Below are 21077 nucleotides of genomic sequence, written 5' to 3' on the forward strand. Positions count from 1 at the left end.
TTTTCGCTGTTAATCGGGGCGTCTGCCCGTCAACAGGAGCCGCCGCCATGCGTTCGACCGTCCTCATTCTCGCCCTCGCCGCCGCCGCGTTGCCGCTGGGTGCTGCCGCGCAGTCGGCGCCCGATGTTGCCGATCTGGTCGGCGCCCGCGGCGCGGGCGGCGAAACGCAATTGCTAGCGCGCGGCTATGAAAGCCGCATGTCGAACCTGGTGGGCGAGACGCGCTTCGTCTTCTGGTGGAACGCCCGCACCGGCCGTTGCATCTCGGTCGCGACGACGGACGGCCGCTATTCGGCGATCACCGCCGTTCCCGCCGCCAATTGCGAGAACGGTCCCGATGTGCGGGATGATGCCCGGCCCGCCGACCATGATGTTCCGCGCAGCGAGCCGGGATACCGCGACCCCGGTTCGCTGGTCCTCGTCTGCTACGGCGCGGGCACGCGGCCGACCGTCGACGTCAAGCCGACCTACAGATGGAATCCCTGGGATCATAAATGGGAATGGAGCAACGAGGTCGGCAATAGCGCGCAAGGCTTCACCAGCGATGTCCAGATCGAACTTTACGGCGATCAGGGCCGCATCCACCTGGGGCCGAAGCTCGTGGCGCCGATCCACAGCGGCGACGATCATGGCTGGTGGGATCTCGACAATCTGGTAGTCACCCCCGATCGCATCACCGCGAGCTACCGGATCAACGGCCTGAACAAGCCCAAACTGACGGTCGATCGCCGGTCGGGTCGCATTACAATCAATGCGATCACCAACTTCTCCGGCCAGTGCGACAGCGGCGACTGGGGCGCGGGACAGCGACGCTTCTGACGGGACCGGCTGCCCGCGATCAGGGAAGCGAAGACGGCATCGCGGGTGGCTCCTTGACCGTTTCGTCCGCTGCCGCCGTTGCAGGCGGCTGGCCCGGCTTCGACAGATAGGCCGCCTCGCCCGGGGCCCGCCCTCGCCCATTCTTCCCGTCCACGCGGTTGACGAGCCCGCCCAGACTGTTGCCGAACGTCCCGCCATAGACGAACGCCGGATGGACCAGCGGCTTCGCCGCCAGCCAGCCCGGCACGGGCACGTCACCGTCGCCCCGCGGCCGGATCGCCAGCCGGTTCGGCACGGGCTCCACCCGCCCACCGAAGAGCGGACCTCCGAAGAGCTTTACGGCGTTCATCTTGGTATCGGGGTTGTCCGATTCCTCGCGCTTCGGCTCAAAAACGCCAAGGTCGACGAGGTCTCCGGCCTTCGCCTCGAAATGATAGCTGCCGAGCGAAAAGCTCGTGTCGGCCGATCCCAGGGACGCGCCGCTCGCCCCCGTTCCCGCGATCACCCACGTTCCCGGATCGATCTCGATCAGATAGAGGCGCCTTTTCTCGTCCTTTGCGACCGGGTCCTTCAGCGCCATCACGCCCGCGCGCACCTGCTTCGTCGCCGGGTCATAGGGCGCGAACAGGATACCCGTGGTAATCTTGTTGGTACCGAGCAGCTTCATCTCGACCGGATCGACCTGCACCAGAAGATAGGCCTTCGCCGCCTGCATTTCCTCCGCCGACTCGATCTTGGCATCGACCGCCGGCGCGATCGTCAGCAACGCCGCGGCCAGCGGCAAGCGCATCCCCGTCATTCGTACATTTCCTTGCCTTTTGGCGCTTCGCTCGACGCCAGCGCGAACCATTTGTCGATGCGCGCCGCGACATCGTCGGTCTTGTCGATCGCCTTCCAGTCGGCCTTGTCCATTTCGAACCGGCGATAGCCCTTGTCGGCGAGGCAGATGCGCTCGACCTGCCATTGCAAGGCCCGGTTCGCGCCGCCATCGAGCAACGCGATCATCAGCGTTGCGATCCCCGCCGCAGCGGCCGACTGCCCCATTGTCAAATTGCGGTTGTTCCAGATCTGCTGGTCGATCGCGACGGTGTTGGTCGATACACGCGCGACCCCGCCCGCCAGCGCATCGCACGCCAGCCGGTCATCCAGATAGGCCTGCCGGTCGACCCCGGGCTTGTTGAAATAATAATAGTCGCGCGCGGCCGCCGGCGAAGCCAGCACCAGCGCAGCGATCGGTGCAGCGATGCACAACAGCAATTTCATCGGCGCCCCCCGGAACCTTACCCGCCCCTGAATGCGCCGCGCCGTGCAATTTCGCAAGCGGGATTACGCCTCGATTCCGGCCGCTTGCCGAAAGCTTCAGGGCAGCCGGTAGCGCGCCGCGTCAGCCAGCGCAGAATTTGACGAAGCGCGCGATCGCCTGCTTGCCGCTTGCGGTTCCGGCCATGTCCTTCGTCGCGCCGTTGGCGGTCATCCGCAACCAGCCGTTCGCGGCAAAGGCGCGGATAAAGGGCGATCCGCCGGCGATTTCCTCCGACGAGAAATAGGGAATATCTTCGGCTTCAGTTGTGCCGGTCAGGCGCAGTTTCTGATCGCCACTTGCCAGATTGATCACCGTGAGATCGGGCGAATTACCCGAAATCCCGGCGAAGATGCGATTGCCGCCTTCCTCGCAGCTGAAGTTCAGCGGCTGGTCGTCGGTGTCGGCGACTTCATAGGCAAGGATCGCGCTCTGCGAACGCTCCTCGTCATTGACGCGCATCACCCAGTCATAGCCGTCGTTCACTGCAGGCGCAGCGTTCGCGGCGCCACTCAGCGCCAGCACGAGCGCACCACCAACCAAACCCAAAGTCCGCTTCATCATCATCCTGTCCTTCGTCATCACATAAGCACTGATGAATGTGCCTATGCCACCGAAGCTTCTGAATTCTCTGTGAATTGGATCACTCACACACCGTCAGCCGAGCGCCTTTTTCAGCAGTTCGTTGACGATCTGCGGGTTTGCCTTGCCCTGCATCGCCTTCATCGTCTGTCCGACGAAGAAGCCGAACAGCGCTTCCTTGCCGCCCTTATACTGCTCGACCTTGTCGGCATTGGCGGCGAGGATCTTGGCGATTTCGGCTTCGATCGCGCCGGTGTCGCTCGTCTGCTTCAGCCCGTCGCGCTCGACGATCGCGCCTGCGGCATCACCGCTTTCCAGCATCTTTTCGAACACAGCCTTGGCGATGGTGCCTGAAATCGTGCCGTCGGCGACCAGGCCGAGCAATTCCGCCGCCTGCGCCGGGCTGACCGGCGAGTCCGAAATATCGCGGCCCAGTCGGTTGAGCGCACCGAACAATTCGCTCGTGACCCAGTTCGCCGCGGCAACGGGCTTCACGCCCGCGTCGAGCAGCGTGTCGAACCAGCGCGCCGCCTCGACCTCGGCGGTTAGAACATCGGCGTTATACGGCGAAATCCCGGCCGCGAGATAGCGCGCGCGCTTGGCATCGGGCAGTTCGGGCAAGCTGTCGCGACATTCGGCGAGGAAGTCATCGTCGAGGATCAGCGGCAGCAAATCGGGATCGGGGAAGTAGCGGTAATCATGCGCATCTTCCTTCGACCGCATCGAGCGCGTTTCGTTGCGGTCGGGATCGTACAGCCGCGTTTCCTGCACCACAGTGCCGCCGCTTTCGATCAGCTCGACCTGGCGCTTTGCCTCACCCTCGATCACCGCCATCACGAAGCGCACCGAATTAACGTTCTTCGTCTCGGTGCGCGTCCCGAATTCGTCGCCGGGCTTGCGCACGCTGACGTTGACGTCGGCGCGCATCGAGCCCTCTTCCATATTGCCGTCGCACGAGCCGACATAGCGCAGGATCGAGCGCAGCTTGCGCACATAGGCGCCAGCTTCCGCCGGCGAGCGCATGTCGGGGCGCGAGACGATCTCCATCAGCGCGACGCCCGAGCGGTTGAGGTCGACGTACGACATCGTCGGATGCTGGTCGTGCATCAGCTTGCCGGCGTCCTGTTCGACATGGATACGCTCGACCCCGATTACCTTGGCTTCGGGCAATCCGGCCTTTTCATCGACCTCGATCGTTAGCGAACCTTCGCCGACAAGCGGATGATAAAGCTGCGAAATCTGGTAACCCTGCGGCAGGTCGGCGTAGAAATAATTCTTGCGGTCGAACCGCGACCATTTGTTGATCTCCGCCTCGATCGCCATGCCCGTGCGCACCGCCTGGCGGATGCACTCGCGGTTCGGCACCGGCAGCATGCCCGGCATCGCGGCGTCGATCAGCGACACCTGCGTATTGGGCTCGGCCCCGAACGCCGTCGCGGCGCCCGAAAACAGCTTGGCGTTGGTCGTGATCTGCGCGTGGACCTCGAGGCCGATCACGACCTCCCACTCACCGGTTTCGCCCTTGATGCGATAATCGCTCATTTTACCACCACTTCCCGGCGCGGGCGGTAAAGCCCGCCCGCTCTTCAATTGCCAGCCCGGCGTTCAGCACGCCCTGCTCGTCGAACGCCTTGCCGATGATCTGCAGCCCCAGCGGCAGCCCTTCGCGGTTCAGCGCCGCGGGCACCGACATCGCGGGCAGCCCCGCGAGGCTCGCGGGCACCGCGAACACGTCGTTGAGGTACATCGCCAGCGGATCGGCGGTCTTTTCGCCGAGCCCGAACGCCGCCGACGGTGCGGTCGGCGCCAGGATCACGTCGCATATCCCGAACGCCGCCTCGAAATCGCGCGCGATCAGCGTCCGCACCTTCTGCGCCTGCGTGTAATAGGCGTCATAGAAGCCCGCCGACAGCACATAGGTGCCGATCATGATGCGGCGCTTGACCTCGGGCCCGAAGCCGTCGGCACGCGTCGCGGCGTACATGTCCTGCAACCCCGCTCCATCGGGCAGGTCGCGCAAACCGTACCGCACGCCGTCATAACGCGCGAGGTTCGACGACGCCTCGGCGGGCGCGATGATATAATAGGCGGGCAGCGCATATTTGGTGTGCGGCAGGCTGATCTCGACGACCTCGGCCCCTGCATCCTTCAGCATCGCAATGCCCGCATCCCACATCGCGTCGATGTCGGGATCGATGCCCTCCAGTCGATACTCCTTGGGAATACCGACCTTTTTGCCCTTGAGATCGCTCGATAAAGCCGCTTCCCAATTGGGTACCGGCAGGTTCAGGCTCGTCGCGTCCTTCGGATCGAAGCCCGCCATATTCTCGAGCATGATCGCGCAATCCTTGACGTCGCGCGCCATCGGCCCTGCCTGATCGAGCGAGCTCGCGAACGCCACAATGCCCCAGCGCGAGCAGCGGCCATAGGTCGGCTTGATCCCCGAAATACCGACAAAGGCTGCCGGCTGGCGGATCGATCCGCCGGTGTCGGTTCCCGTCGCTGCGGGGCACAGCCGCGCCGCGATCGCGGTCGACGAACCGCCCGACGAACCACCCGGCGCGAGCGCGGCATTGCCGCCATCCTTTCGCCGCCAGGGAGAAATCACATTGCCGAAATAGCTCGTCTCGTTCGACGACCCCATCGCGAACTGGTCGAGGTTCAGCTTGCCCAGCATCCCCGCGCCCGCGTCCCACAGCTTCGCCGACACAGTCGATTCATAACGCGGCACAAAGCCTTCGAGCATGTGGCTCGCGGCGGTCGTCTGGATGCCGTTGGTCGCGAACAGATCCTTCATCCCGATCGGCACGCCCGATAGCGGCTTCAGCGTCCCCGCGGCGCGATCGGCATCGGCCGCCTTCGCCGCCGCAAGCGCATGCTCGGGCGTCTCGACGATAAAGGCATTGAGCGCCTTTGCGCCCGCGACATTGGCGCTGAACGCCTCCGCCACTTCGACGGCGGAAAAATCGCCCGCGCGATGCCCGTCGCGGATGCCGGCGACGGTCAGGTTGGTCAACTCAGTCATTATTCGATCACCTTGGGCACGCCAAAGAAGCCGTGCATTGCCGCCGGCGCGTTCGCCAGCACATCATCGCGGCGGTTGCCGCCGGTCAGCGGGTCGGCGTCGATCACATCGTCGCGCAGCCGCAGCACATTCGGGATCACCGCGGTCATCGGCTCGACCCCGGTCACATCGACCTCGCCGAGTTGCTCGACCCAGCCCAAAATGCCGTTCAATTCACCTTCCATCGCGGCGGCTTCGGCATCGCTGATCGCGATGCGCGCCAGCGACGCGATTTTCCTTACTGTTGCCTGATCGATTGCCATATTTGTCGCCTTTGCGGGAGAAGCTGCGCCGCTAGCATCCCGCCCCGTGCGCTTCAAGCCGTGCCTATTCGAAAGCCCCCGATTCCGGCACGCCATCGACCAATATACGGCGTTGCTGAACCGTCTCGACCTCGATCCGCGCTTTCGACAGATCGACCTCGGGCTTCTGCGCGGGCGAGGCCTTGGCCCAATCGCCCTGCACCCACTGCCCCGCATCATTCTGCGTCACGAAATCGAAATTGAGCGACTCGCCCGGCGCATTCTGCCCCAGCACCCCGATCCTTTTGTCGTCGAGCCACACCGCGACGCACGCCTCCGCGCGACTGCACATATAACTGCCGGAAATCCGGTCGAGCGCCTCGGCGGGCAGCGCACGCCCGGCTGGAAGGGTGCGTAAGCGTTCGGCGAAGGGTTTCAGCAACGTCGGTCCCTCGGGGCCCGTCAAATCCCATCGATTCTTCGCCGCCAGCGCCGCTTTCGCCGCATCGGCGCGCACCTTTTGCGGCGATCGCTCCAGCTCCTTCAACGCCGCCCGCCCGCTCGGCCCGAAATCATAGGCCATCGCCGCCCAGTCGAACTTCTCGACCGGCGTCGCCCCCGATTTCAACCGCGCGAGCTGGTCGCGCGTCGAGATCGCTCCGAAATCGAGGATCGGCAGCGCGAGGAACAGCGCGAGCAGCGCCAGCCCGATCGCGAGCTTCTGCTGAAGTGGCCGCACCATATCGTCGAAATCGCGCCGCCCCCTTACCACCGCCCACACGCCGGCAATGCCATAGGCAAGCGCGATGATCGCAGCGAGGACGCCCCATATACGCTCGGGGGTCCAGCCATATTGGATCACCCGCAAATGCATCGAATAAAAGGCGATCCCGGCCAGCGGAAGCACCGCAACCGCGAGCACCGGCGCCGCCCAGCGCAGCATCGGGTTCGTCGCGCGATCATCGCTGCCATTGCCGATCACTGCATTGGCGAGCAACACCGCAAAGGCGGCCGCCGCCATCATCAGCCCCGCGGTCGAAAAACCCGAGTCCCACAGCTTTTGCAGCCCCGTCCCCGCCAGCGAGAGCAGGAACAGCACCAGTGCGACCGCGAGCACCGGCGCCAGCACCGCGAGCACGATCATCACCAGTCGCTGCAAGGTCGACACCAGCCTGTCGCGTTCGCGCAGCAGGCCGACTGCACCGCCGAACGCTGCGCCCGCGAGCATCCAGCCGAACCATTCGTCGTTGAGCAGATCCTGAATCAGATTGATCCCGATCAGTTTGAACATCTGCCCGATCAGCACGATCAGCAGGAAGGTAATCCCGACGAACGCGAGGCTCGCCGCGCCGATCACCGCATCGGTCCACGCATGGCTGTGCAATCGCTCGTACGGCATCTGCCACAGCTTCCAGAACCGCCAGTCGGGGGCGACGTCGCGGCGCGTCTGGAACAGCGGCGTCGCGACGAGCACGGCGAGCAGCCCCGACCAGAAGGGCCATTCGACCGGCGATCCGCCGATATTATAGCCCGCCGAATGCCAGGTGATCAGCCCCATCACCGCGCCCCACAGAAGCGCAAAGCCCAGCGCCCAGAGCCATCGGCGCAGCTCGACGCCCAGCACGAAGACGACGGTCGCAATCGCCACGAACGCCGCAAGCGCGTCGAGCAACGGTGCCGGTTCGGCGACATATTCGCGGTCGATGAGCATGTGAACGACGAAACCGGCAACGGCGCAGATCGCCGCCATGATCCACGGCCGCAGCGGCCAGGGCAGATCATTGTCGTCGAGACGGGCAGAAACCCGGGGCGAATCGGCGGCGGCGCCGGTTGCGGCAATTTCGGTCATGGCCCAGGCCTAACCGCAATTTTCGTCATCCTGAACCTGTTTCAGGATCCAAGGCCGATGGGCGCGAGTTAAGGCCATGACGCTGAAACAAGTCCGGCACGACGAGTCGTTTGTCGGGACGCTTGCTAGCCGCTAAAGAGACGCAAAATCCATCTCCCCCCATGGAGCCCCAATGGCCCGTAAATTTCTTTATTTCATCGCCGCGATCATCATCCTCATCCTTGCCGCCGGGGTTGTCTACCAGCTCTTCCCCGGTTGGATCGCGCGCACCGCTTTTGTCCCCAGCGCCGAATTCAAGCCGCAAGCCGCCGTCGCGCCCAACGCCTATGGCGATCCGAAGATGTGGTTCGCGCGGCCTGGCATGGACAAGGATCCGTCGGCCTGGCGTCCTGCCGCCGACGGCAGCGAAACCCCCGGCACAGAGGCCGCCGTTGCGCCAACCGGCGACCAACTCATTCCGCCCGCCAATGCAACCACCCCCGCGACGCCCAAGGGCGACGCCGCGGTCTTCTTCGTCCACCCGACCAGCTATTACAGCCGCTCGAGCTGGAACGCCCCGCTCGAGGACCGCGATTCCGACCACCGCGCCAATCTCTTCGTCCAGGGCATGGCGAGCGCCTTTGCCGATGCCGGCGAAATCTGGGCGCCGCGCTATCGGCAGGCAACGCTCGGCGCTTTCCTCGCCGAAGACCGGGTAACCGCGGGCAAGGCAATCGATTCTGCCTATCGCGACGTCGAGGAAGCGTTCGACGCTTTCCTTGCCGCACAGCCGAAGAACAAGCCAATCATCCTCGCGGGCCACAGCCAGGGCGCGCTCCATCTCACCACCCTGCTCAAGACCCGGATCGCGGGCACCCCGCTCGCGAAGCGCATCGTCGCGGCCTATGTGATCGGCTGGCCGATCAGCCTCGACACCGACATCGCCGGGCTCGGGCTGCCCGCGTGCCAGACCCCCGAGCAAAAGGGCTGCATCCTCGGCTGGGCAACCTTCGCCGATCCCGCCGATCCCGCAATGGTCACCGCCGCCTATGACGGCACGATCGGCTTCGACGGCCGCCCGCGCGCCGAAACGCGGATGCTCTGCACCAACCCGCTCACCGGCATCCCCGACACCGAAGCCGCGCCCGCGGCCAATCTCGGCACGCTGAAGCCGACCGAAGGGTTCAAGAGCGGGTCGCTGATCGCCGGCAAGATCGGCGCCCGATGCGACGACACGCGCGGTTTCCTGATGATCGGCGACGCCGCGATCGCGAAGAATTACGTCGTCGCGGGCTATGTCCTTCCCGGCAACAATTATCATGTCTACGACATCACGCTGTTCTGGGCGAACGTCCGCGCCGACGCGCTCCGCCGCCTCGCGACCTACGAGGGCAAGCCGTCGCCGGTACCGCCGGCGGCGGCGCCGACGCCTCCTCCGGCCGCACCCGCTCCCCCACCTTCGTCATCCCGGACTTGATCCGGGATCCATGGCCCGACATCGCGGCACCGGACCATGGATGCTGAAACAAGTTCAGCATGACGAATTTAGGGGATAAGGGCCGGAGCATGATCACCACCGCCACCCCCGAATTCGCCGCCCTCTTCCCGCACGGCGGCCGCCTCGCTGGCCTCGATGTCGGCACGAAGATGATCGGGGTCGCCTTCTGCGACGTGGACTGGAGCTTCGCGACCCCCGACAAGACGATCATCCGCAAGAAATTCTCCGCCGACCTCGAAACGCTGAAAACGCTCGTCGCGGCGCAATCGGTCGTCGGTCTTGTCGTCGGCCTGCCGCTCAACATGGACGGCACCGACAGCCCCCGCACCCAGAGCACCCGCGCCTTCGCGCGCAACCTCGCACCGCTCGCCCTCCCCTTGCTGCTCTGGGACGAGCGCTGGTCGACCGCCGCGGTCGAGCGCGCGATGATCGCCGCCGACGTCAGCCGCGCAAAACGCGCCGAACGCGTCGACAGCGCCGCAGCAGCGTTCATCCTGCAAGGCGCGATCGACGCGATGACGCGCGGTTGAGCCCACATATCCTGATCTGGCTTGGCATCACGAACCTGATCGCGTTCGCGCTGATGATCCTCGACAAGAAATTCGCCGAAAGCGGCGCTCGGCGCATTTCCGAAAGCGCCCTGCTCGGCTGGGCCGTCGTCGGCGGCGCCATCGGCACCTTCGCCGCCTCGCGCCTCGTCCGCCACAAGACGCGCAAACAGCCCTTCGCTGCGCAGATGGCGACGATGCTGATCCTCGAACTCATTCTGCTCGCACTCTGGGCGCTCGGAATTTTACAACCGCTGATCACTGCGGCACTTGCGATTTTCACCGCTCCTGCGTAGACGCTCGGCTTTAATGACAAGCACAACAATCCGACCCGCCAGCGACTATCCGCCCGGCGGCGATGCCTTTCGCCATCGCCACCTGATCGGTATCGCCCAGCTGACTCCCTGGGAGATCAGCTACGTCCTCGACGCCGCCGAACAATGGGTCGACCTGAACCGGGCGAGCGCCGCCAAGCATGACGACCAGCTCGCGGGCCTCACGATCATCAACGCCTTTTTCGAAAATTCGACGCGCACCCTGCTGTCGTTCGAGATCGCCGGAAAACGCCTCGGCGCCGACGTCGTCAACATGCACGCTGCGCAGTCGAGCGTGAAGAAGGGTGAGACGCTGATCGACACCGCGATGACGCTCAATGCAATGCGCGCCGACGCGATGGTGATCCGGCACGGCAGCTCGGGCGCGGTCCAGCTCATCGCCGACAAGGTCGACTGTCCCGTGCTCAACGCGGGCGACGGCCGCCACGAACATCCGACGCAAGCTTTGCTCGACGCGCTCACGATCCGCCGCCGCAAAGGCAAGGTCGAGGGGCTCACCATCGCGATCTGCGGCGATGTCCTCCACAGCCGCGTCGCGCGCTCGAACATCCTCGCGCTCACTTTGCTCGGCAACGAGGTGCGCGTCGTCGCGCCGCCGACGCTGACCCCGCCCGCGATGGAGCGGATGCACGTCACCACCTTCACCGACATGGACGAAGGCATCAAGGATGCCGACGTCGTGATGATGCTCCGCCTCCAGAACGAGCGCATGGACGGCGCCTATTTGCCCAGCGCGCGCGAATATCACGCGCTCTATGGCCTCACCCCCAAACGGCTCGAAAAGGCCAAGCCCGATGCGATCGTCATGCACCCCGGCCCGATGAACCGCGGGGTCGAGATCGACAGCAGCGTCGCCGACGATCCGGTGCGCTCGACGATCACCGAGCAGGTCGAAATGGGGGTCGCCGTCCGCATGGCCTGCCTCGACATCCTGACGCGCCGCAAGCGGGGAGTCGCCGGATGGAACTGAAACCGCTCCTCATCACCGGCGCGCAGCTGATCGATGGCGACACACCGCGACCGGGCAGCTTGCTGATCGTCGACGGCCGCATCGCCGCGCTCGATCCGACCGAAACCCCCGACGGCACCGAGACAATTGACGCTAAGGGCCAGTGGCTCGCCCCGGGCATCATCGACCTCGGCGTCTTCGCGACCGACAAGCCCGCCTTCCACTTCGGCGGCATCACCCGCGCCGCGCTGATGCCCGACAACGGCCCGCTCGACGGCGCCGGGCTCGTCGAGCGCGCCGCGAAAGGCGGCAAGCCCGACCTCTGGGTCCACCCCCTCGCCGCCGCAACCAAGCGGCTCGAAGGCAAGGAACTCGCCGAGATTGGCCTAATGAAACAGGCGGGCGCGCGCGCCATCGCCACCGGCCGCGCGCGCATCGCCGACAGCGGCGTGATGCGCCGCGTCCTCGCCTATGCCGCCTCGCTCGACCTCGTCACGATCATCCATGCCGAGGACGAAGGGCTGACCGCGGGCGCGGTCGCGACCGATGGCGAGATGGCAACACGCCTCGGCCTCGCCTCCGCCCCCGCCATCGCCGAGGCTATCGCGATCGCGCGCGACCTCGCGCTCGTCGAGGACACCGGCGCGCCCGTCCATTTCCGGCAGGTGACCACCGCGCGCGGGCTCGACCTGATCCGCGCCGCCAAGGCAAAGGGCCTGCCCGTCCTCTGCGGCATCACCCCCGCACACCTTTTGCTTTCCGACACCGCGATCGGCGATTTCCGCACCTTCGCACGCCTGTCACCGCCGCTCCGCTCGGAGGATGATCGTTACGCGTGCCTCGCCGCAATCGCCGACGGCACGATCGACATTCTCGCCTCGGGCCACGACCCGCGCGGCCCCGAGGACAAGCGCCTGCCCTTCGCCGAGGCCTTGCCCGGCATGGCAGGCGCCGAAACCCTGCTCGCGCTCGGCCTCAATCTCGTCCGCGACGGCCATATCTCGCCGGGCCGCCTGTTCGAACTGCTCGCGGCCACCCCCGCCTGCCTGCTCGGCGTCGACGCGGGGAAGCTCGCGGTGGGCAAGGAAGCCGACCTCATCCTCGTCGACGAAGGCACGCCGTGGCAGGTCGACGCCAAGAAGATGGCGGCCTGGGCCGGCAACACCCCCTTCGACGGCATGCCGGTGCAGGGCCGCGCGACGATGATGTGGAAGGGCGGCCAGCGTATCCGCTAGCCTCCGTGCCGCCGCCGCCCGATCAAGGAAACCGTATTTTGCTCCCCATGAACAGCGATCGACTCGCCCGCGACCTTCTCGACTGGAACAGGCGCCATCTGCTGCACGACGCGGCGCTCAGCGAAGCAGCGATCGGCGAAAAATTCGCCCCAGCCTTCACGGTCTGCGCGAACGGCCGGGTCCACCCCGCAACGCACGCCAATTACCTCGAATTTCTCAACGGGTTTCGCGCGACCATTGCCGCCATCGACTATGCCATTCACCGGACCGTTACCGAACAGGCTTCGACGGTGCTCGCGATGACCGCCACGATCCGCCGTATCGACGACAGCGTCGAACATTTTGAAGCGATGTTGCTGCTCGCCTTCAATGCGGACGGGCTCGTGACGTTGTGGCACGAAGTCTATCTCAAAACGGAATAGTCGCCGCCCCCCCCCTGCCGGGATCGGACGGCCCCCAAAGCCGCCGCGCATAAAAATGAAGTCCGCCGGCATGCCGACGGACTTCAAGAAAGCAAGATGGCCTTGGGACCACCCCACTCGGGTCGCACCCACTTAATGGCCGATTCGGCGAACGGTTTCGCTACCCACTTGGGTAGCGCCCACGTTTTTTTCGCTTTGTCGCATAGCGCTTGCCATCGCGATTTCTCTTCTATCAAATGCCATAACTGCCGAACTTCTGGGGGGAAGTGTATGCAGACGGATAATGTCCCGACCTTTGCGTCCGACCATAATGCGCCGGCCGAATGGGATGTACTCAACGCGCTGATTGGCCAAATCTACGACTCGGTACTCCATCCCGAAAGCTGGAACGAAACGCTCGCCCGGATTACTGGCACCCTGTGCCCGCTCAGCTGGGAAGCGGCGTTCATCCTGTGGGAGGGTATCAGCCCGCCTTCCGCGCGCTTTGTCGCCGCCACCGGCCTCGCCGCCGGAGTGCAGGAAATCTACGCCGCAGTTTATGCCGGCAACCATCCCTGGTCGCGCAAACTGATGCGCTACGGCAACGGCAGCGTCGTCGACAGCAACGACATCATGACGCGCGAGGAGTTCGCCGAGACCGAATTCTTCCGCAACTTCCTGGCCCCTTGGGGAATCGACCGGATGATCGCGGTGCTGCTCGACCAGCGCGGCGGCGAACGGCTCGGGCTAATGATCCCAGGCCCTGGCGACCGCGATGTCCAGCGATTGAAGCGCGGCCTGCGCGTGCTCGCCCCGCATATCCAGCGCGCGATGCGGATCAGCGACCGCATCGCGATGCTCGACCTTGCCGCCGGCGCCGCACGTGCAGCCGCCGACGCCGCGCCTTTCGCGATCTTCACCCTCGACGATCAGCTCAATATCCTCGCCGCGAACAGCCGCGCCGCGCGCTATGAAAAGGCAGGCTTCATCCGCACCGCGCACGACCGCTTCGCCTTCGCCCATCCTGCCAGCCAGAAGCGGCTGCTCGATCTCGTCAAAAGCCCCGACCCCGCCGGTCTCGCGTTCCAGACGGTCGGCGCGTCCGACAACGAATGCCCCGTGCTCGTCGCGCGCATCACCCGCCAGTCGGCGCAGCAACTCGGCGGAGTCCGCCTCGGCGCCTCGCTGATCGTGACGCTCGGCAGCGCACCGGGCGAAACCCCGGTGTTGGAGATCGACCGCGTCGCGCAATGGTTCGGGCTGACCCCGGCCGAGGCCCGCCTTGCCGTCGCACTCGCCGCGGGCGACACGCTGCGCGATTATGCCGCCCTGCGCGCGGTCAGCCTGAACGCGGTCCGCTTTCTGCTGAAGGGTATTTTCCGCAAGACCGGCGCAACCAGTCAGGCGCAGCTCGTCGCGCTGCTTGCGCGCCTGCCCGCGCCGGGTGCGGCTTAACCGCCCGCCGGAGTCCGCCCGCGCCGCGCCGCTCTGGCGCGCGAGGCAAAACGGAACAGCGGCACGGTCAGTGTCGTCGACACGAGCGCGAGCGTCACGAGCACGGCAAACACCGTTGGCGTGATCAGCCCCGCCTGCACCAGGATCGTTGCCGCCACAATCTCCATCAGCCCCTTGCACTGGAGGAGCAGGCCCAGCCGCGTGCGCTCGGCGGCGGGCATATCGGGTTCGGGCGGCACCAACTGCACCGCCGCGAGTTTGGAAACGCCCGCAAGGACCAGCAGCAACAGCGACGCGCCGAGCGCCCCGGCCGTCACGACCGCGCCGTCGATGCTCAACCCGCGATGCGCAAAGAACAAAGGCGACAGGCCGAACAGCGCAACCTTGCCCAGCATCTCCGGCCTCAGCCGTTCGGCGAGCAGTTTCGGCGTCAGAAACCCGGCGAAATAGGCACCCAGCAATTCGTGCAGGCCCAGCACGCTCGTCGCCCACGCCCCCGCCGCCAGCCAGGCGATGCCCAGCCCTGCGGTGACCGCGATATGATCGGGCAAAGGCCGGACCAGCCGTCCGCGCAGCCCGATCATCAGCGCAAAGACGCCCACCGCGCCGATCTGCGCCAGACCGCCCGAAAACATCGCACCGCCTTCGCCCTTGTGCAGGAACAGCAGCGCCGCCAGCCCGATCCACAAGATTGCATCGTCGAGCGCAGCGATCCGCAGCGACAGATTGCCGAGCGGCCGGTCCGCCATCGGCAGTTCGCGCACGATGCCGACAAGCACCGGCAGCGCACTGACCGCCAGACAAAGCCCGATCGCCCCCGCCGACAGCAAAGGCGACACACCTTCCGGCCGCGCCAGCACGCTATCCATGGTCCCCGACAGCACAACCGCGAAGCCAGTCACAAACGGCAAGGCCAGCGCCGCCAGCGCCGTCCCGACTATCCGCCCACCAAGTTTCGGGGCGTGATCGGCGGTGACGCGCGTCTCCAGCCCGGCGCTGAACGCCAGCGCGAGCACGCCCAGCCACCCGATCGTCTCGCCCCACGCTGAAGGGCCGAGCACCGCCTTGTCGAAACCGAACCGGTCGGCCGCGATCGCAACCGCGAGCCCGGTCAGGATCGGCAGAACCGCCATCGGCACCGCCCCGCGCACCAGCCGCCAGCAAAGCACCGGCATCAGCAGGAAGCAGAACAGGTCGTCGAAAAAATCCATGGCGGTATGGCTATCTCCCAGACCGGAGCCGGGCAAGCGATATTGTGAACGTTCTCTTTCGGCAGGCGAGCAAGTCGCGACGCAGTTGGCAGCTTTGGGGTAAACGCGGACAACCATAAACGAGTGGGGCGCAATCGGTCACAAGCCCCATCGACAATGAACGACTACCGATTGTCAGGCCGCGCCCGGCGCCACCGCAGCCCGACCATCAGGACGAAGGGCCAGAATATCGTGTTGAGGATATCAAATCCGCTGTCCGGCATCCGCCATGCTCCGTGGGCGATACGATCGGCCCCTTCTTTCGCGAGCGCCGCCGCCAAAACGAACAGAAACGGTGTCCAGGTCGCGAGCGAACGCCGGGTCACAATACGGGCAAGAAACAAGATGACCATGCCGCCGTGCACATGGAGCAGGCTGTCCGAAGCCCCGGTGCTCTCGCCCAGAGCCGAACTCAGCGGGCGGTACAAGTCTACAAGATTTTCCATCGCCACCTGCTAGACCATCGGGAAAATGAACCTGCCATTACCCGCTACCCAACACAAAGGGGCGCGGCCTCGCGGCCACGCCCCTTTGTGTTGGGATTGGGGCCGCTTAGCGCGAGGCGAGCCGCAATGGCTCGGCTTTCGACGCCCACTGGATGTTCTCGCCACCGCCCATCGTGCGGATGAAGCAGGTCTGACCCTGCGCCTTCAACTGGTTGCACAGGCTCATCGCGTCGGCCTGCGACGCAAGACCGTTCACCGTCAGGCGATAGTAAGTGCGGCCGTTGACCGTCGCGGTATGGCTTGACGCCGGAAAAGCCGCCAGTGCGCCATTGCGCTGTTTCAGGCTGCTCCATTTTTCTCTGGCAATGCCCAGGCTGTTATAGGCGCCAAGTTGCACGGCCCAGCCAGTCGGCTTCTTGCTGTCGAACGCCATCGCTTTCGGTACCAGCACGGTCGCAAGTTCCAGCGCCTGCTTCTGCACCGGACGGATACGCCCTTCGTCGGCGACGCGCGGCGCGGCGCGATAGGGTGCCGCTTCGGCAAGGATCACTTCGCCCGCAGCCTTGGGCTGCGGCAACTCGGTCACCGGCACGGCACCGTCGGCATTGCGTTCGGGCATCGGCAGTTCGACGCTGCGAATGCTGCCCCCCGCATCGGCCAGCACGACCGGCGGCGACGGGGCATAGGCCGCGACCGGTGCCGGATCGGCGCTCGCCAGCTGAACCGCGGGCTCGGCCGCGGCCATCTGCGTGTCGCTGAAATTGCCGAGTGCAAGGCGGACCGGCATGCCGGCATCCTGCTGCGCCTTGGTGCCGATCAGGCTCGCGACGCGGATCTGTGCGTCCGGCTGTTCGGCCAGTTTCGACCATTCGGCCATCCGCGCCTCGAGCTTGGCGAGCGACAGGTCTTGCGAAGCGAGCATACGCGCCTGCGCCCAGCGGCCCGACAGGGCAAAGGCCAGTGCCAGATTCTGGCGCGTGCGCGCGTCGGCGCCTTCGGCCCGGGCGGCTTCGCTCAGCACATAGATTGCGCCTTCACTGTCGCCGGCGAGCGCCAGCGCCAGTCCGATGTCCGACGCCTGCACGGTGTCGCGGTGCCGCGTCAGCAGCGCGACCGCGTCGAGATTCTTGCCCTGCGCGATCTGCGACAGCGCCAGCGACAGGATCGTGTTGCCGTCGGTCGCGCCAAGTTCCATCGCCTCGGTCAACGCCGCGGTCGCCGATGCAAAGCGGCCGTCGTTCAGATAGGCCTGCCCCAGCAGCGCGCGATAGCTTGCCTCGCGCGGGCTTCCCGCAACCGCCGCTTCGGCTAGGCCGACGGCCTTGCTGACCTTACCCGCCGCAAGCGCGGTGCGAGCCTGATCGGCGGACTTGGCGGCGAGCGCGGGCTTGCCGGCGGCGCGCGACGGCGCGTCGGCCATCTTGCCCATGCCACTGCAGCCCGTGGCAACGCTCAGGATAAATCCCGAAACGGCCAAGTTCATCAGCATCTTGCGGTTCATGACTGGGTCCCTCCCCTAAGCTTCGTTCAGCGCTGTACGCGGCGCGGCGGGCGCGCCGCAGGCAGACGGCTCGCCATCGCGTCGATTTCGGGCAGCGAGGACAGATATTCGTCGAGCAGATCGGTCAGGATCACCTGCGACGACCGGTTCGTCACGGCGCTCGCGAGCCGCAGGCGCAGGTGGCGCTCGGCGTCGAGGCGCAGCGTGAACGCGGCCTTTTCGCGGGCCCGCAGTGCACGCGGCACCCTTTCGACCTTCGGCTTGGGCGCGGGACGCGCCTCGACCTTGCGCGCCACCGCGGCGACGCGTTCGATCAGCGATTCCTGCTGGCGAACGATTTCGGGGACTTCCGGCGCTTCGGCTTCGAACTGGTCGGCACCATAATCATCGGTCAGCCCGGTGATTTCGCCGGTCGGTTGCAGAGCCGGCGCGTAGCCGGCGCCATCGTCGACCGCATGTTCGGCCTCGATGTTATGCGCGAGGACCGATCCGGTCATTAACGGCTTCAGATCGACCATCCGCGCGGGTTCGCCCGACTGGTCGGGATCGACATCATAACCCATGTCGTTCCAGCCCAGGTCGTCATAGCCACCGGGGTTGAGGGGTGCGGGGCCGCTGCCGAGCGGTTGGCGACGCATGGCGGGACGCGCTCCACCCTTGCGGGCAAGAAGTCCGGCGCTCAGCGATGCGAGGGGTTTGGGTTCGCCCATGGTTCCGATACCTCCCGTCACTGGCCAGCGATGCGGCGGCCAAAGCCACCACCCATCGGGCGGACCGCGCCATAATTGCCCTGCGTCGGCAACGGCGCAGCAAAGACGGTGCGGCGGAAATTCTTTTCGAGGCGGTCGTTCATATAGGTCCACAGCTGGCGGATCTCGTCGGCCGACCGGCCCTTGGGGTCGACTTCCATCACCGTGCGGCCGTCGATCATCGACGCGGCATAATCGGTCCGGTGGTGCAGGGTAATCGGGGCGACGGTGCCGTGCTGCGACAGCGCGACCGCGGCTTCGCTGGTGATCTTAGCCTTCGGCGTCGCGCCGTTGACGACGAACACCAGCGGCTTGCCGGCGCGTTCGCACAGGTCGACGGTGGCGCCGACCGCGCGCAGATCGTGCGGGCTCGGCCGGGTCGGGACGACGATCAGTTCGGCGACCGAAATCACGCTCTGGATCGCCATGGTAATCGCGGGGGGCGTATCGATGACCGCCAGCTTAAAGCCCTGCTGGCGCAGGATTTCGAGGTCGGAAGCCAGCCGTGCAACCGTGGTCTGTGCAAAGGCCGGAAGATCGGTTTCGCGCTCGTTCCACCAGTCGGCGAGCGAGCCCTGCGGATCGATGTCGATCAGGACGACGGGTCCTGCACCCGCGAGCTGCGCCTGCACCGCAAGATGCCCCGAAAGGGTGGTTTTACCCGACCCGCCTTTTTGTGAAGCCAATGCCAGAACGCGCACGACTGTCCCCCTGAAAAACCACGAATTGGCGGTGAAATGCCATGGGGGGCGCTAAAATTGAGTTAACGATGATAAAAAGAAGGTGAACGCCTTGCTCGCGATTATGGTAAACGAGCCCCTAAGGCCAACTTGTCCCATAACGGACCAGCTTTGACGGCTCGCGCATATCGCTAACGTCGTGTTAGCCATTTCGCGCTAAGGGATGCCCGGGGACTGCAGCCGTTCGACCGGCGGAAGTCATTGGAGAAGAAGATGCGTATATTCCGCACCGCCGTTTCGCTGGTCCTGCCGCTCGTCGCGGCATCGATGCTGACAACGCCCGCCTTTGCCGACGTCAAGGACGGGGTCGATGCATGGCAACGCGGCGATTATCCGGCCGCGGTTGCCGAATGGCGCCCGCTGGCGCTTGCCGGCGACGCCGATGCCCAGTTCAACCTCGGTCAGGCGTACAAGCTTGGCCGCGGCGTCCCCACCGATCTGGTCCAGGCTGAAGGCTGGTATCGCCGCGCCGCGAAACAGGGGCATCTGCAGGCCGAGGACAATCTTGGCCTCATCCTCTTCACCGCAAACCGCCGCGGCGAAGCCATGCCGTTCATCGTGGCTTCGGCTGCGCGCGGCGAACCGCGCGCGCAATATGTCCTCGGTACCGCGCACTTCAACGGCGATCTCGCGCCGCAGGATTGGCCGCGCGCTTATGCACTGACCAAGCGTGCCAGCGACGCCGGGCTCGGCATCGCCTCGGCCCGTCTGTCCCAACTCGACAGCTTGATCCCGCTCGACCAGCGCCAGCGCGGCCTTGCGATGCTTCCCGAAATCGAACGCGGCGAACAGCAGGCGCGCCTCACCGCGGTGAATGCCGCCGCGCCGCCCGCCGCCGCCAAGCCCGCGCCCGCCTCGCCCATCAAAACCGCCAGCCTGCCCGTCTCGGTCCCCGGCGCCACCTATTCGCCGCCGCCGGTGCGCGTGCCCAACAATATACCGCCGCCGCCGCACGGGCCCAACCACTTGCCGCCGCCGCCACCGGGGCCGTCGCTGACCGTCCCCCAGCCGATCCGCAGCGTCGATCTGCCCGCCTCGCCCGTCGCCACCGCCGCAGCGACTGCAGCGGCCGAAGCCACCGCCGAGGCTGTGGCCGCGACGACGCAGCCGGGCACGACCTATACCGCACCGCCCGAAAGCGGACAGCTGCCGCCTGCCAACACACCGGCGAAGCCTGTGAAGGTCGCTCCGGTTCCCGCCAAGCCGGCGGCCACCCCAGTCAAGGTCGCGACCGCTCCCGTCAAAGCGATCCCGACTCCCGTCCGCGTCCACAGCGCCACCACCAGCCCTTGGCGCGCCCAGCTCGGGGCTTTCGGGGTCGAAGCCAACGCCCGCAATCTCTGGGCGTCGCTCGAAAAGAAAAACCCCGCCTTCGCCGACCGTCAGCCCTATCTCGTCAAGAGCGGCAAGCTCACCCGCCTTCAGGCCGGCGGCTTTGCGAACAAGGGGGAAGCCGAAGCATTCTGCGCCGCGGTCAGCAAAGCCGGTCAGGCCTGCCTCGTGGTCGATAAATAGCGCAGAGCATCCCAGCAAAAGCCGCGGCGCGGATCAACGCATTCTCAGCACGTCGTTCGTATCCTGCGCCAGATGGCCCAGCGTGAGGAATCCGAGTCCTTCCTTCACGCAAATGTCGAGGCCTTTGTCGTTGATCCCGGCCAGATAATTATCCCAGACGGCTTGGCCGCTCGGCGTTTCGGCAAAACCGTGGAGGTCCCGGATTTGCTGGACGGTCAATGCTGCCGCCATTCTTCTTGCCATGCATTGCCGCGCTCGTTCCTCCAGCTCTTTCTTTCCCTCTCTCCCCCGTTTGAGGATGCGCCCAAACAACGCCTCACTCATTTTGGGATAGGCGCGGCGTTTTTCGAAGGCGGCCAGCCGGGCAAAGCTCAGTTCGGAAGCCGCTGTTATGAGCGCCCAGTCGACAGACGGGCCGTACAGTGGCCGCGTCGCCCACAGATCCTCCGCTGCGGCAAGGCGATCCGGTTCTATCGGCAGGTCGGACGGTGGTGGTATCGCCGACACTGGCAAGGCCGCAGCGCCGATCAACAACGCACCGAAGGCCGCCCTCAGTCGCCCGTTGCGGCCAGTTGGAGAGATGAGTTTCGACACCATTCGACTGTCCGCACCCTTGTTGCC

At 65.7% G+C, this 21077-nt stretch carries 22 protein-coding genes; 9 read left to right on the forward strand and 13 right to left on the reverse strand.

Features of this window, described 5'->3' with window-relative positions; translation table 11 throughout:
- The first annotated feature begins 47 nt into the window (after nt 1-47).
- Nucleotides 48-818 carry a hypothetical protein gene (locus tag AC07NV_RS00350; RefSeq protein ID WP_495164353.1) on the forward strand — a complete coding sequence of 257 codons (771 nt, stop codon included), beginning with the start codon at nt 48-50 and terminating at the stop codon, nt 816-818.
- A gap of 19 nt (nt 819-837) precedes the next feature.
- Here the strand turns inward: AC07NV_RS00350 and AC07NV_RS00355 are convergent, their stop codons facing one another.
- The 7 genes from AC07NV_RS00355 to AC07NV_RS00385 all read right to left on the reverse strand — a co-directional run bounded on the left by AC07NV_RS00355 (nt 838) and on the right by AC07NV_RS00385 (nt 7855).
- Nucleotides 838-1617 carry a hypothetical protein gene (locus AC07NV_RS00355; protein WP_495164354.1) on the reverse strand — a complete coding sequence of 260 codons (780 nt, stop codon included), beginning with the start codon at nt 1615-1617 and terminating at the stop codon, nt 838-840.
- Nucleotides 1614-2081 carry a hypothetical protein gene (locus AC07NV_RS00360; RefSeq protein WP_495164355.1) on the reverse strand — a complete coding sequence of 156 codons (468 nt, stop codon included), beginning with the start codon at nt 2079-2081 and terminating at the stop codon, nt 1614-1616. The genes AC07NV_RS00355 and AC07NV_RS00360 overlap by 4 nt, the downstream gene beginning before the upstream one ends.
- Nucleotides 2082-2202: 121 nt before the next feature.
- Nucleotides 2203-2700 carry a hypothetical protein gene (locus tag AC07NV_RS00365; protein WP_495164356.1) on the reverse strand — a complete coding sequence of 166 codons (498 nt, stop codon included), beginning with the start codon at nt 2698-2700 and terminating at the stop codon, nt 2203-2205.
- Between the two features lie 75 nt (nt 2701-2775).
- A complete protein-coding gene (gene gatB, locus AC07NV_RS00370; RefSeq protein ID WP_495164357.1) occupies nt 2776-4242 on the reverse strand; it encodes an Asp-tRNA(Asn)/Glu-tRNA(Gln) amidotransferase subunit GatB in 1467 nt (488 codons plus the stop codon).
- A gap of 1 nt (nt 4243) precedes the next feature.
- A complete protein-coding gene (gene gatA, locus AC07NV_RS00375; RefSeq protein ID WP_495164358.1) occupies nt 4244-5725 on the reverse strand; it encodes an Asp-tRNA(Asn)/Glu-tRNA(Gln) amidotransferase subunit GatA in 1482 nt (493 codons plus the stop codon).
- Nucleotides 5725-6027 carry an Asp-tRNA(Asn)/Glu-tRNA(Gln) amidotransferase subunit GatC gene (gatC, locus tag AC07NV_RS00380; protein ID WP_187140446.1) on the reverse strand — a complete coding sequence of 101 codons (303 nt, stop codon included), beginning with the start codon at nt 6025-6027 and terminating at the stop codon, nt 5725-5727. The genes gatA and gatC overlap by 1 nt, the downstream gene beginning before the upstream one ends.
- 64 nt (nt 6028-6091) lie before the next feature.
- Nucleotides 6092-7855, reverse strand: a complete 1764-nt coding sequence (locus tag AC07NV_RS00385; protein WP_495164359.1) for a DUF4153 domain-containing protein — start codon at nt 7853-7855, stop codon at nt 6092-6094.
- A gap of 172 nt (nt 7856-8027) precedes the next feature.
- On the opposite strand from AC07NV_RS00385, the gene AC07NV_RS00390 reads away from it, so the two are divergent.
- The 7 genes from AC07NV_RS00390 to AC07NV_RS00420 all read left to right on the forward strand — a co-directional run bounded on the left by AC07NV_RS00390 (nt 8028) and on the right by AC07NV_RS00420 (nt 14255).
- Nucleotides 8028-9311, forward strand: coding sequence for a DUF3089 domain-containing protein (locus tag AC07NV_RS00390; protein ID WP_495164360.1), 1284 nt, complete (start codon nt 8028-8030; stop codon nt 9309-9311).
- Between the two features lie 89 nt (nt 9312-9400).
- On the forward strand, nt 9401-9862 hold the full coding sequence (gene ruvX / locus AC07NV_RS00395) for a Holliday junction resolvase RuvX (RefSeq protein WP_495164361.1): 462 nt from the start codon (nt 9401-9403) through the stop codon (nt 9860-9862).
- Complete coding sequence (locus AC07NV_RS00400) at nt 9859-10176, forward strand: DUF1294 domain-containing protein (protein WP_495164362.1); 318 nt, start codon at nt 9859-9861, stop codon at nt 10174-10176. Before ruvX ends, AC07NV_RS00400 begins: the two co-directional genes overlap by 4 nt.
- Before the next feature lie 13 nt (nt 10177-10189).
- Nucleotides 10190-11185 (forward strand): aspartate carbamoyltransferase catalytic subunit, encoded by a 996-nt coding sequence (locus tag AC07NV_RS00405; RefSeq protein ID WP_495164363.1) that lies wholly within the window; start codon nt 10190-10192, stop codon nt 11183-11185.
- A complete protein-coding gene (locus AC07NV_RS00410; RefSeq protein WP_495164364.1) occupies nt 11176-12399 on the forward strand; it encodes a dihydroorotase in 1224 nt (407 codons plus the stop codon). The genes AC07NV_RS00405 and AC07NV_RS00410 overlap by 10 nt, the downstream gene beginning before the upstream one ends.
- 47 nt (nt 12400-12446) lie before the next feature.
- Nucleotides 12447-12821 (forward strand): hypothetical protein, encoded by a 375-nt coding sequence (locus tag AC07NV_RS00415; protein ID WP_495164365.1) that lies wholly within the window; start codon nt 12447-12449, stop codon nt 12819-12821.
- A gap of 270 nt (nt 12822-13091) precedes the next feature.
- Nucleotides 13092-14255 (forward strand): helix-turn-helix transcriptional regulator, encoded by a 1164-nt coding sequence (locus AC07NV_RS00420; protein WP_495164366.1) that lies wholly within the window; start codon nt 13092-13094, stop codon nt 14253-14255.
- On the opposite strand, the gene AC07NV_RS00425 is transcribed toward AC07NV_RS00420, so the two are convergent.
- From AC07NV_RS00425 to AC07NV_RS00445, 5 genes are all read right to left on the reverse strand, one after another.
- Entirely contained in the window at nt 14252-15466 is a 1215-nt protein-coding gene (locus AC07NV_RS00425) for a cation:proton antiporter (RefSeq protein ID WP_495164367.1), read from the reverse strand. The genes AC07NV_RS00420 and AC07NV_RS00425 overlap by 4 nt on opposite strands.
- 164 nt (nt 15467-15630) lie before the next feature.
- Nucleotides 15631-15951, reverse strand: coding sequence for a hypothetical protein (locus AC07NV_RS00430; protein ID WP_495165133.1), 321 nt, complete (start codon nt 15949-15951; stop codon nt 15631-15633).
- 106 nt (nt 15952-16057) lie between these two features.
- Nucleotides 16058-17452, reverse strand: coding sequence for an SPOR domain-containing protein (locus tag AC07NV_RS00435; RefSeq protein ID WP_495164368.1), 1395 nt, complete (start codon nt 17450-17452; stop codon nt 16058-16060).
- 26 nt (nt 17453-17478) lie between these two features.
- A complete protein-coding gene (locus AC07NV_RS00440; RefSeq protein ID WP_495164369.1) occupies nt 17479-18162 on the reverse strand; it encodes a hypothetical protein in 684 nt (227 codons plus the stop codon).
- 17 nt (nt 18163-18179) lie between these two features.
- The gene (locus AC07NV_RS00445) at nt 18180-18902 is read right to left on the reverse strand and encodes an AAA family ATPase (RefSeq protein ID WP_495164370.1); all 723 of its coding nucleotides are present in this window, start codon (nt 18900-18902) and stop codon (nt 18180-18182) included.
- Nucleotides 18903-19154: 252 nt separating this feature from the next.
- Between AC07NV_RS00445 and AC07NV_RS00450 the strand changes: the two genes are divergently transcribed.
- Complete coding sequence (locus tag AC07NV_RS00450; RefSeq protein WP_495164371.1) at nt 19155-20456, forward strand: SPOR domain-containing protein; 1302 nt, start codon at nt 19155-19157, stop codon at nt 20454-20456.
- A 33-nt stretch (nt 20457-20489) separates the two neighbouring features.
- Here the strand turns inward: AC07NV_RS00450 and AC07NV_RS00455 are convergent, their stop codons facing one another.
- Nucleotides 20490-21053 (reverse strand): hypothetical protein, encoded by a 564-nt coding sequence (locus tag AC07NV_RS00455; RefSeq protein ID WP_495164372.1) that lies wholly within the window; start codon nt 21051-21053, stop codon nt 20490-20492.
- Between the last annotated feature and the right edge of the window lie 24 nt (nt 21054-21077).

Source organism: Sphingopyxis sp. GW821-FHT10B01 (assembly GCF_059415685.1).

What these genes read in the sequence shown, in the direction of transcription:
- AC07NV_RS00440 (WP_495164369.1), bottom strand. Translation starts at nt 18,162, where the DNA reads ATGGGCGAACCCAAACCCCTCGCATCGCTGAGCGCCGGACTTCTTGCC.
- AC07NV_RS00355 (WP_495164354.1), bottom strand. Translation starts at nt 1,617, where the DNA reads ATGACGGGGATGCGCTTGCCGCTGGCCGCGGCGTTGCTGACGATCGCG.
- AC07NV_RS00455 (WP_495164372.1), bottom strand. Translation starts at nt 21,053, where the DNA reads ATGGTGTCGAAACTCATCTCTCCAACTGGCCGCAACGGGCGACTGAGG.
- AC07NV_RS00410 (WP_495164364.1), top strand. Translation starts at nt 11,176, where the DNA reads ATGGAACTGAAACCGCTCCTCATCACCGGCGCGCAGCTGATCGATGGC.
- gatC (WP_187140446.1), bottom strand. Translation starts at nt 6,027, where the DNA reads ATGGCAATCGATCAGGCAACAGTAAGGAAAATCGCGTCGCTGGCGCGC.
- AC07NV_RS00350 (WP_495164353.1), top strand. Translation starts at nt 48, where the DNA reads ATGCGTTCGACCGTCCTCATTCTCGCCCTCGCCGCCGCCGCGTTGCCG.
- AC07NV_RS00450 (WP_495164371.1), top strand. Translation starts at nt 19,155, where the DNA reads ATGCGTATATTCCGCACCGCCGTTTCGCTGGTCCTGCCGCTCGTCGCG.
- AC07NV_RS00390 (WP_495164360.1), top strand. Translation starts at nt 8,028, where the DNA reads ATGGCCCGTAAATTTCTTTATTTCATCGCCGCGATCATCATCCTCATC.
- AC07NV_RS00420 (WP_495164366.1), top strand. Translation starts at nt 13,092, where the DNA reads ATGCAGACGGATAATGTCCCGACCTTTGCGTCCGACCATAATGCGCCG.
- ruvX (WP_495164361.1), top strand. Translation starts at nt 9,401, where the DNA reads ATGATCACCACCGCCACCCCCGAATTCGCCGCCCTCTTCCCGCACGGC.
- gatB (WP_495164357.1), bottom strand. Translation starts at nt 4,242, where the DNA reads ATGAGCGATTATCGCATCAAGGGCGAAACCGGTGAGTGGGAGGTCGTG.
- AC07NV_RS00435 (WP_495164368.1), bottom strand. Translation starts at nt 17,452, where the DNA reads ATGAACCGCAAGATGCTGATGAACTTGGCCGTTTCGGGATTTATCCTG.
- AC07NV_RS00365 (WP_495164356.1), bottom strand. Translation starts at nt 2,700, where the DNA reads ATGACGAAGGACAGGATGATGATGAAGCGGACTTTGGGTTTGGTTGGT.
- AC07NV_RS00430 (WP_495165133.1), bottom strand. Translation starts at nt 15,951, where the DNA reads ATGGAAAATCTTGTAGACTTGTACCGCCCGCTGAGTTCGGCTCTGGGC.
- AC07NV_RS00425 (WP_495164367.1), bottom strand. Translation starts at nt 15,466, where the DNA reads ATGGATTTTTTCGACGACCTGTTCTGCTTCCTGCTGATGCCGGTGCTT.
- AC07NV_RS00385 (WP_495164359.1), bottom strand. Translation starts at nt 7,855, where the DNA reads ATGACCGAAATTGCCGCAACCGGCGCCGCCGCCGATTCGCCCCGGGTT.
- AC07NV_RS00415 (WP_495164365.1), top strand. Translation starts at nt 12,447, where the DNA reads ATGAACAGCGATCGACTCGCCCGCGACCTTCTCGACTGGAACAGGCGC.
- AC07NV_RS00360 (WP_495164355.1), bottom strand. Translation starts at nt 2,081, where the DNA reads ATGAAATTGCTGTTGTGCATCGCTGCACCGATCGCTGCGCTGGTGCTG.
- gatA (WP_495164358.1), bottom strand. Translation starts at nt 5,725, where the DNA reads ATGACTGAGTTGACCAACCTGACCGTCGCCGGCATCCGCGACGGGCAT.
- AC07NV_RS00405 (WP_495164363.1), top strand. Translation starts at nt 10,190, where the DNA reads ATGACAAGCACAACAATCCGACCCGCCAGCGACTATCCGCCCGGCGGC.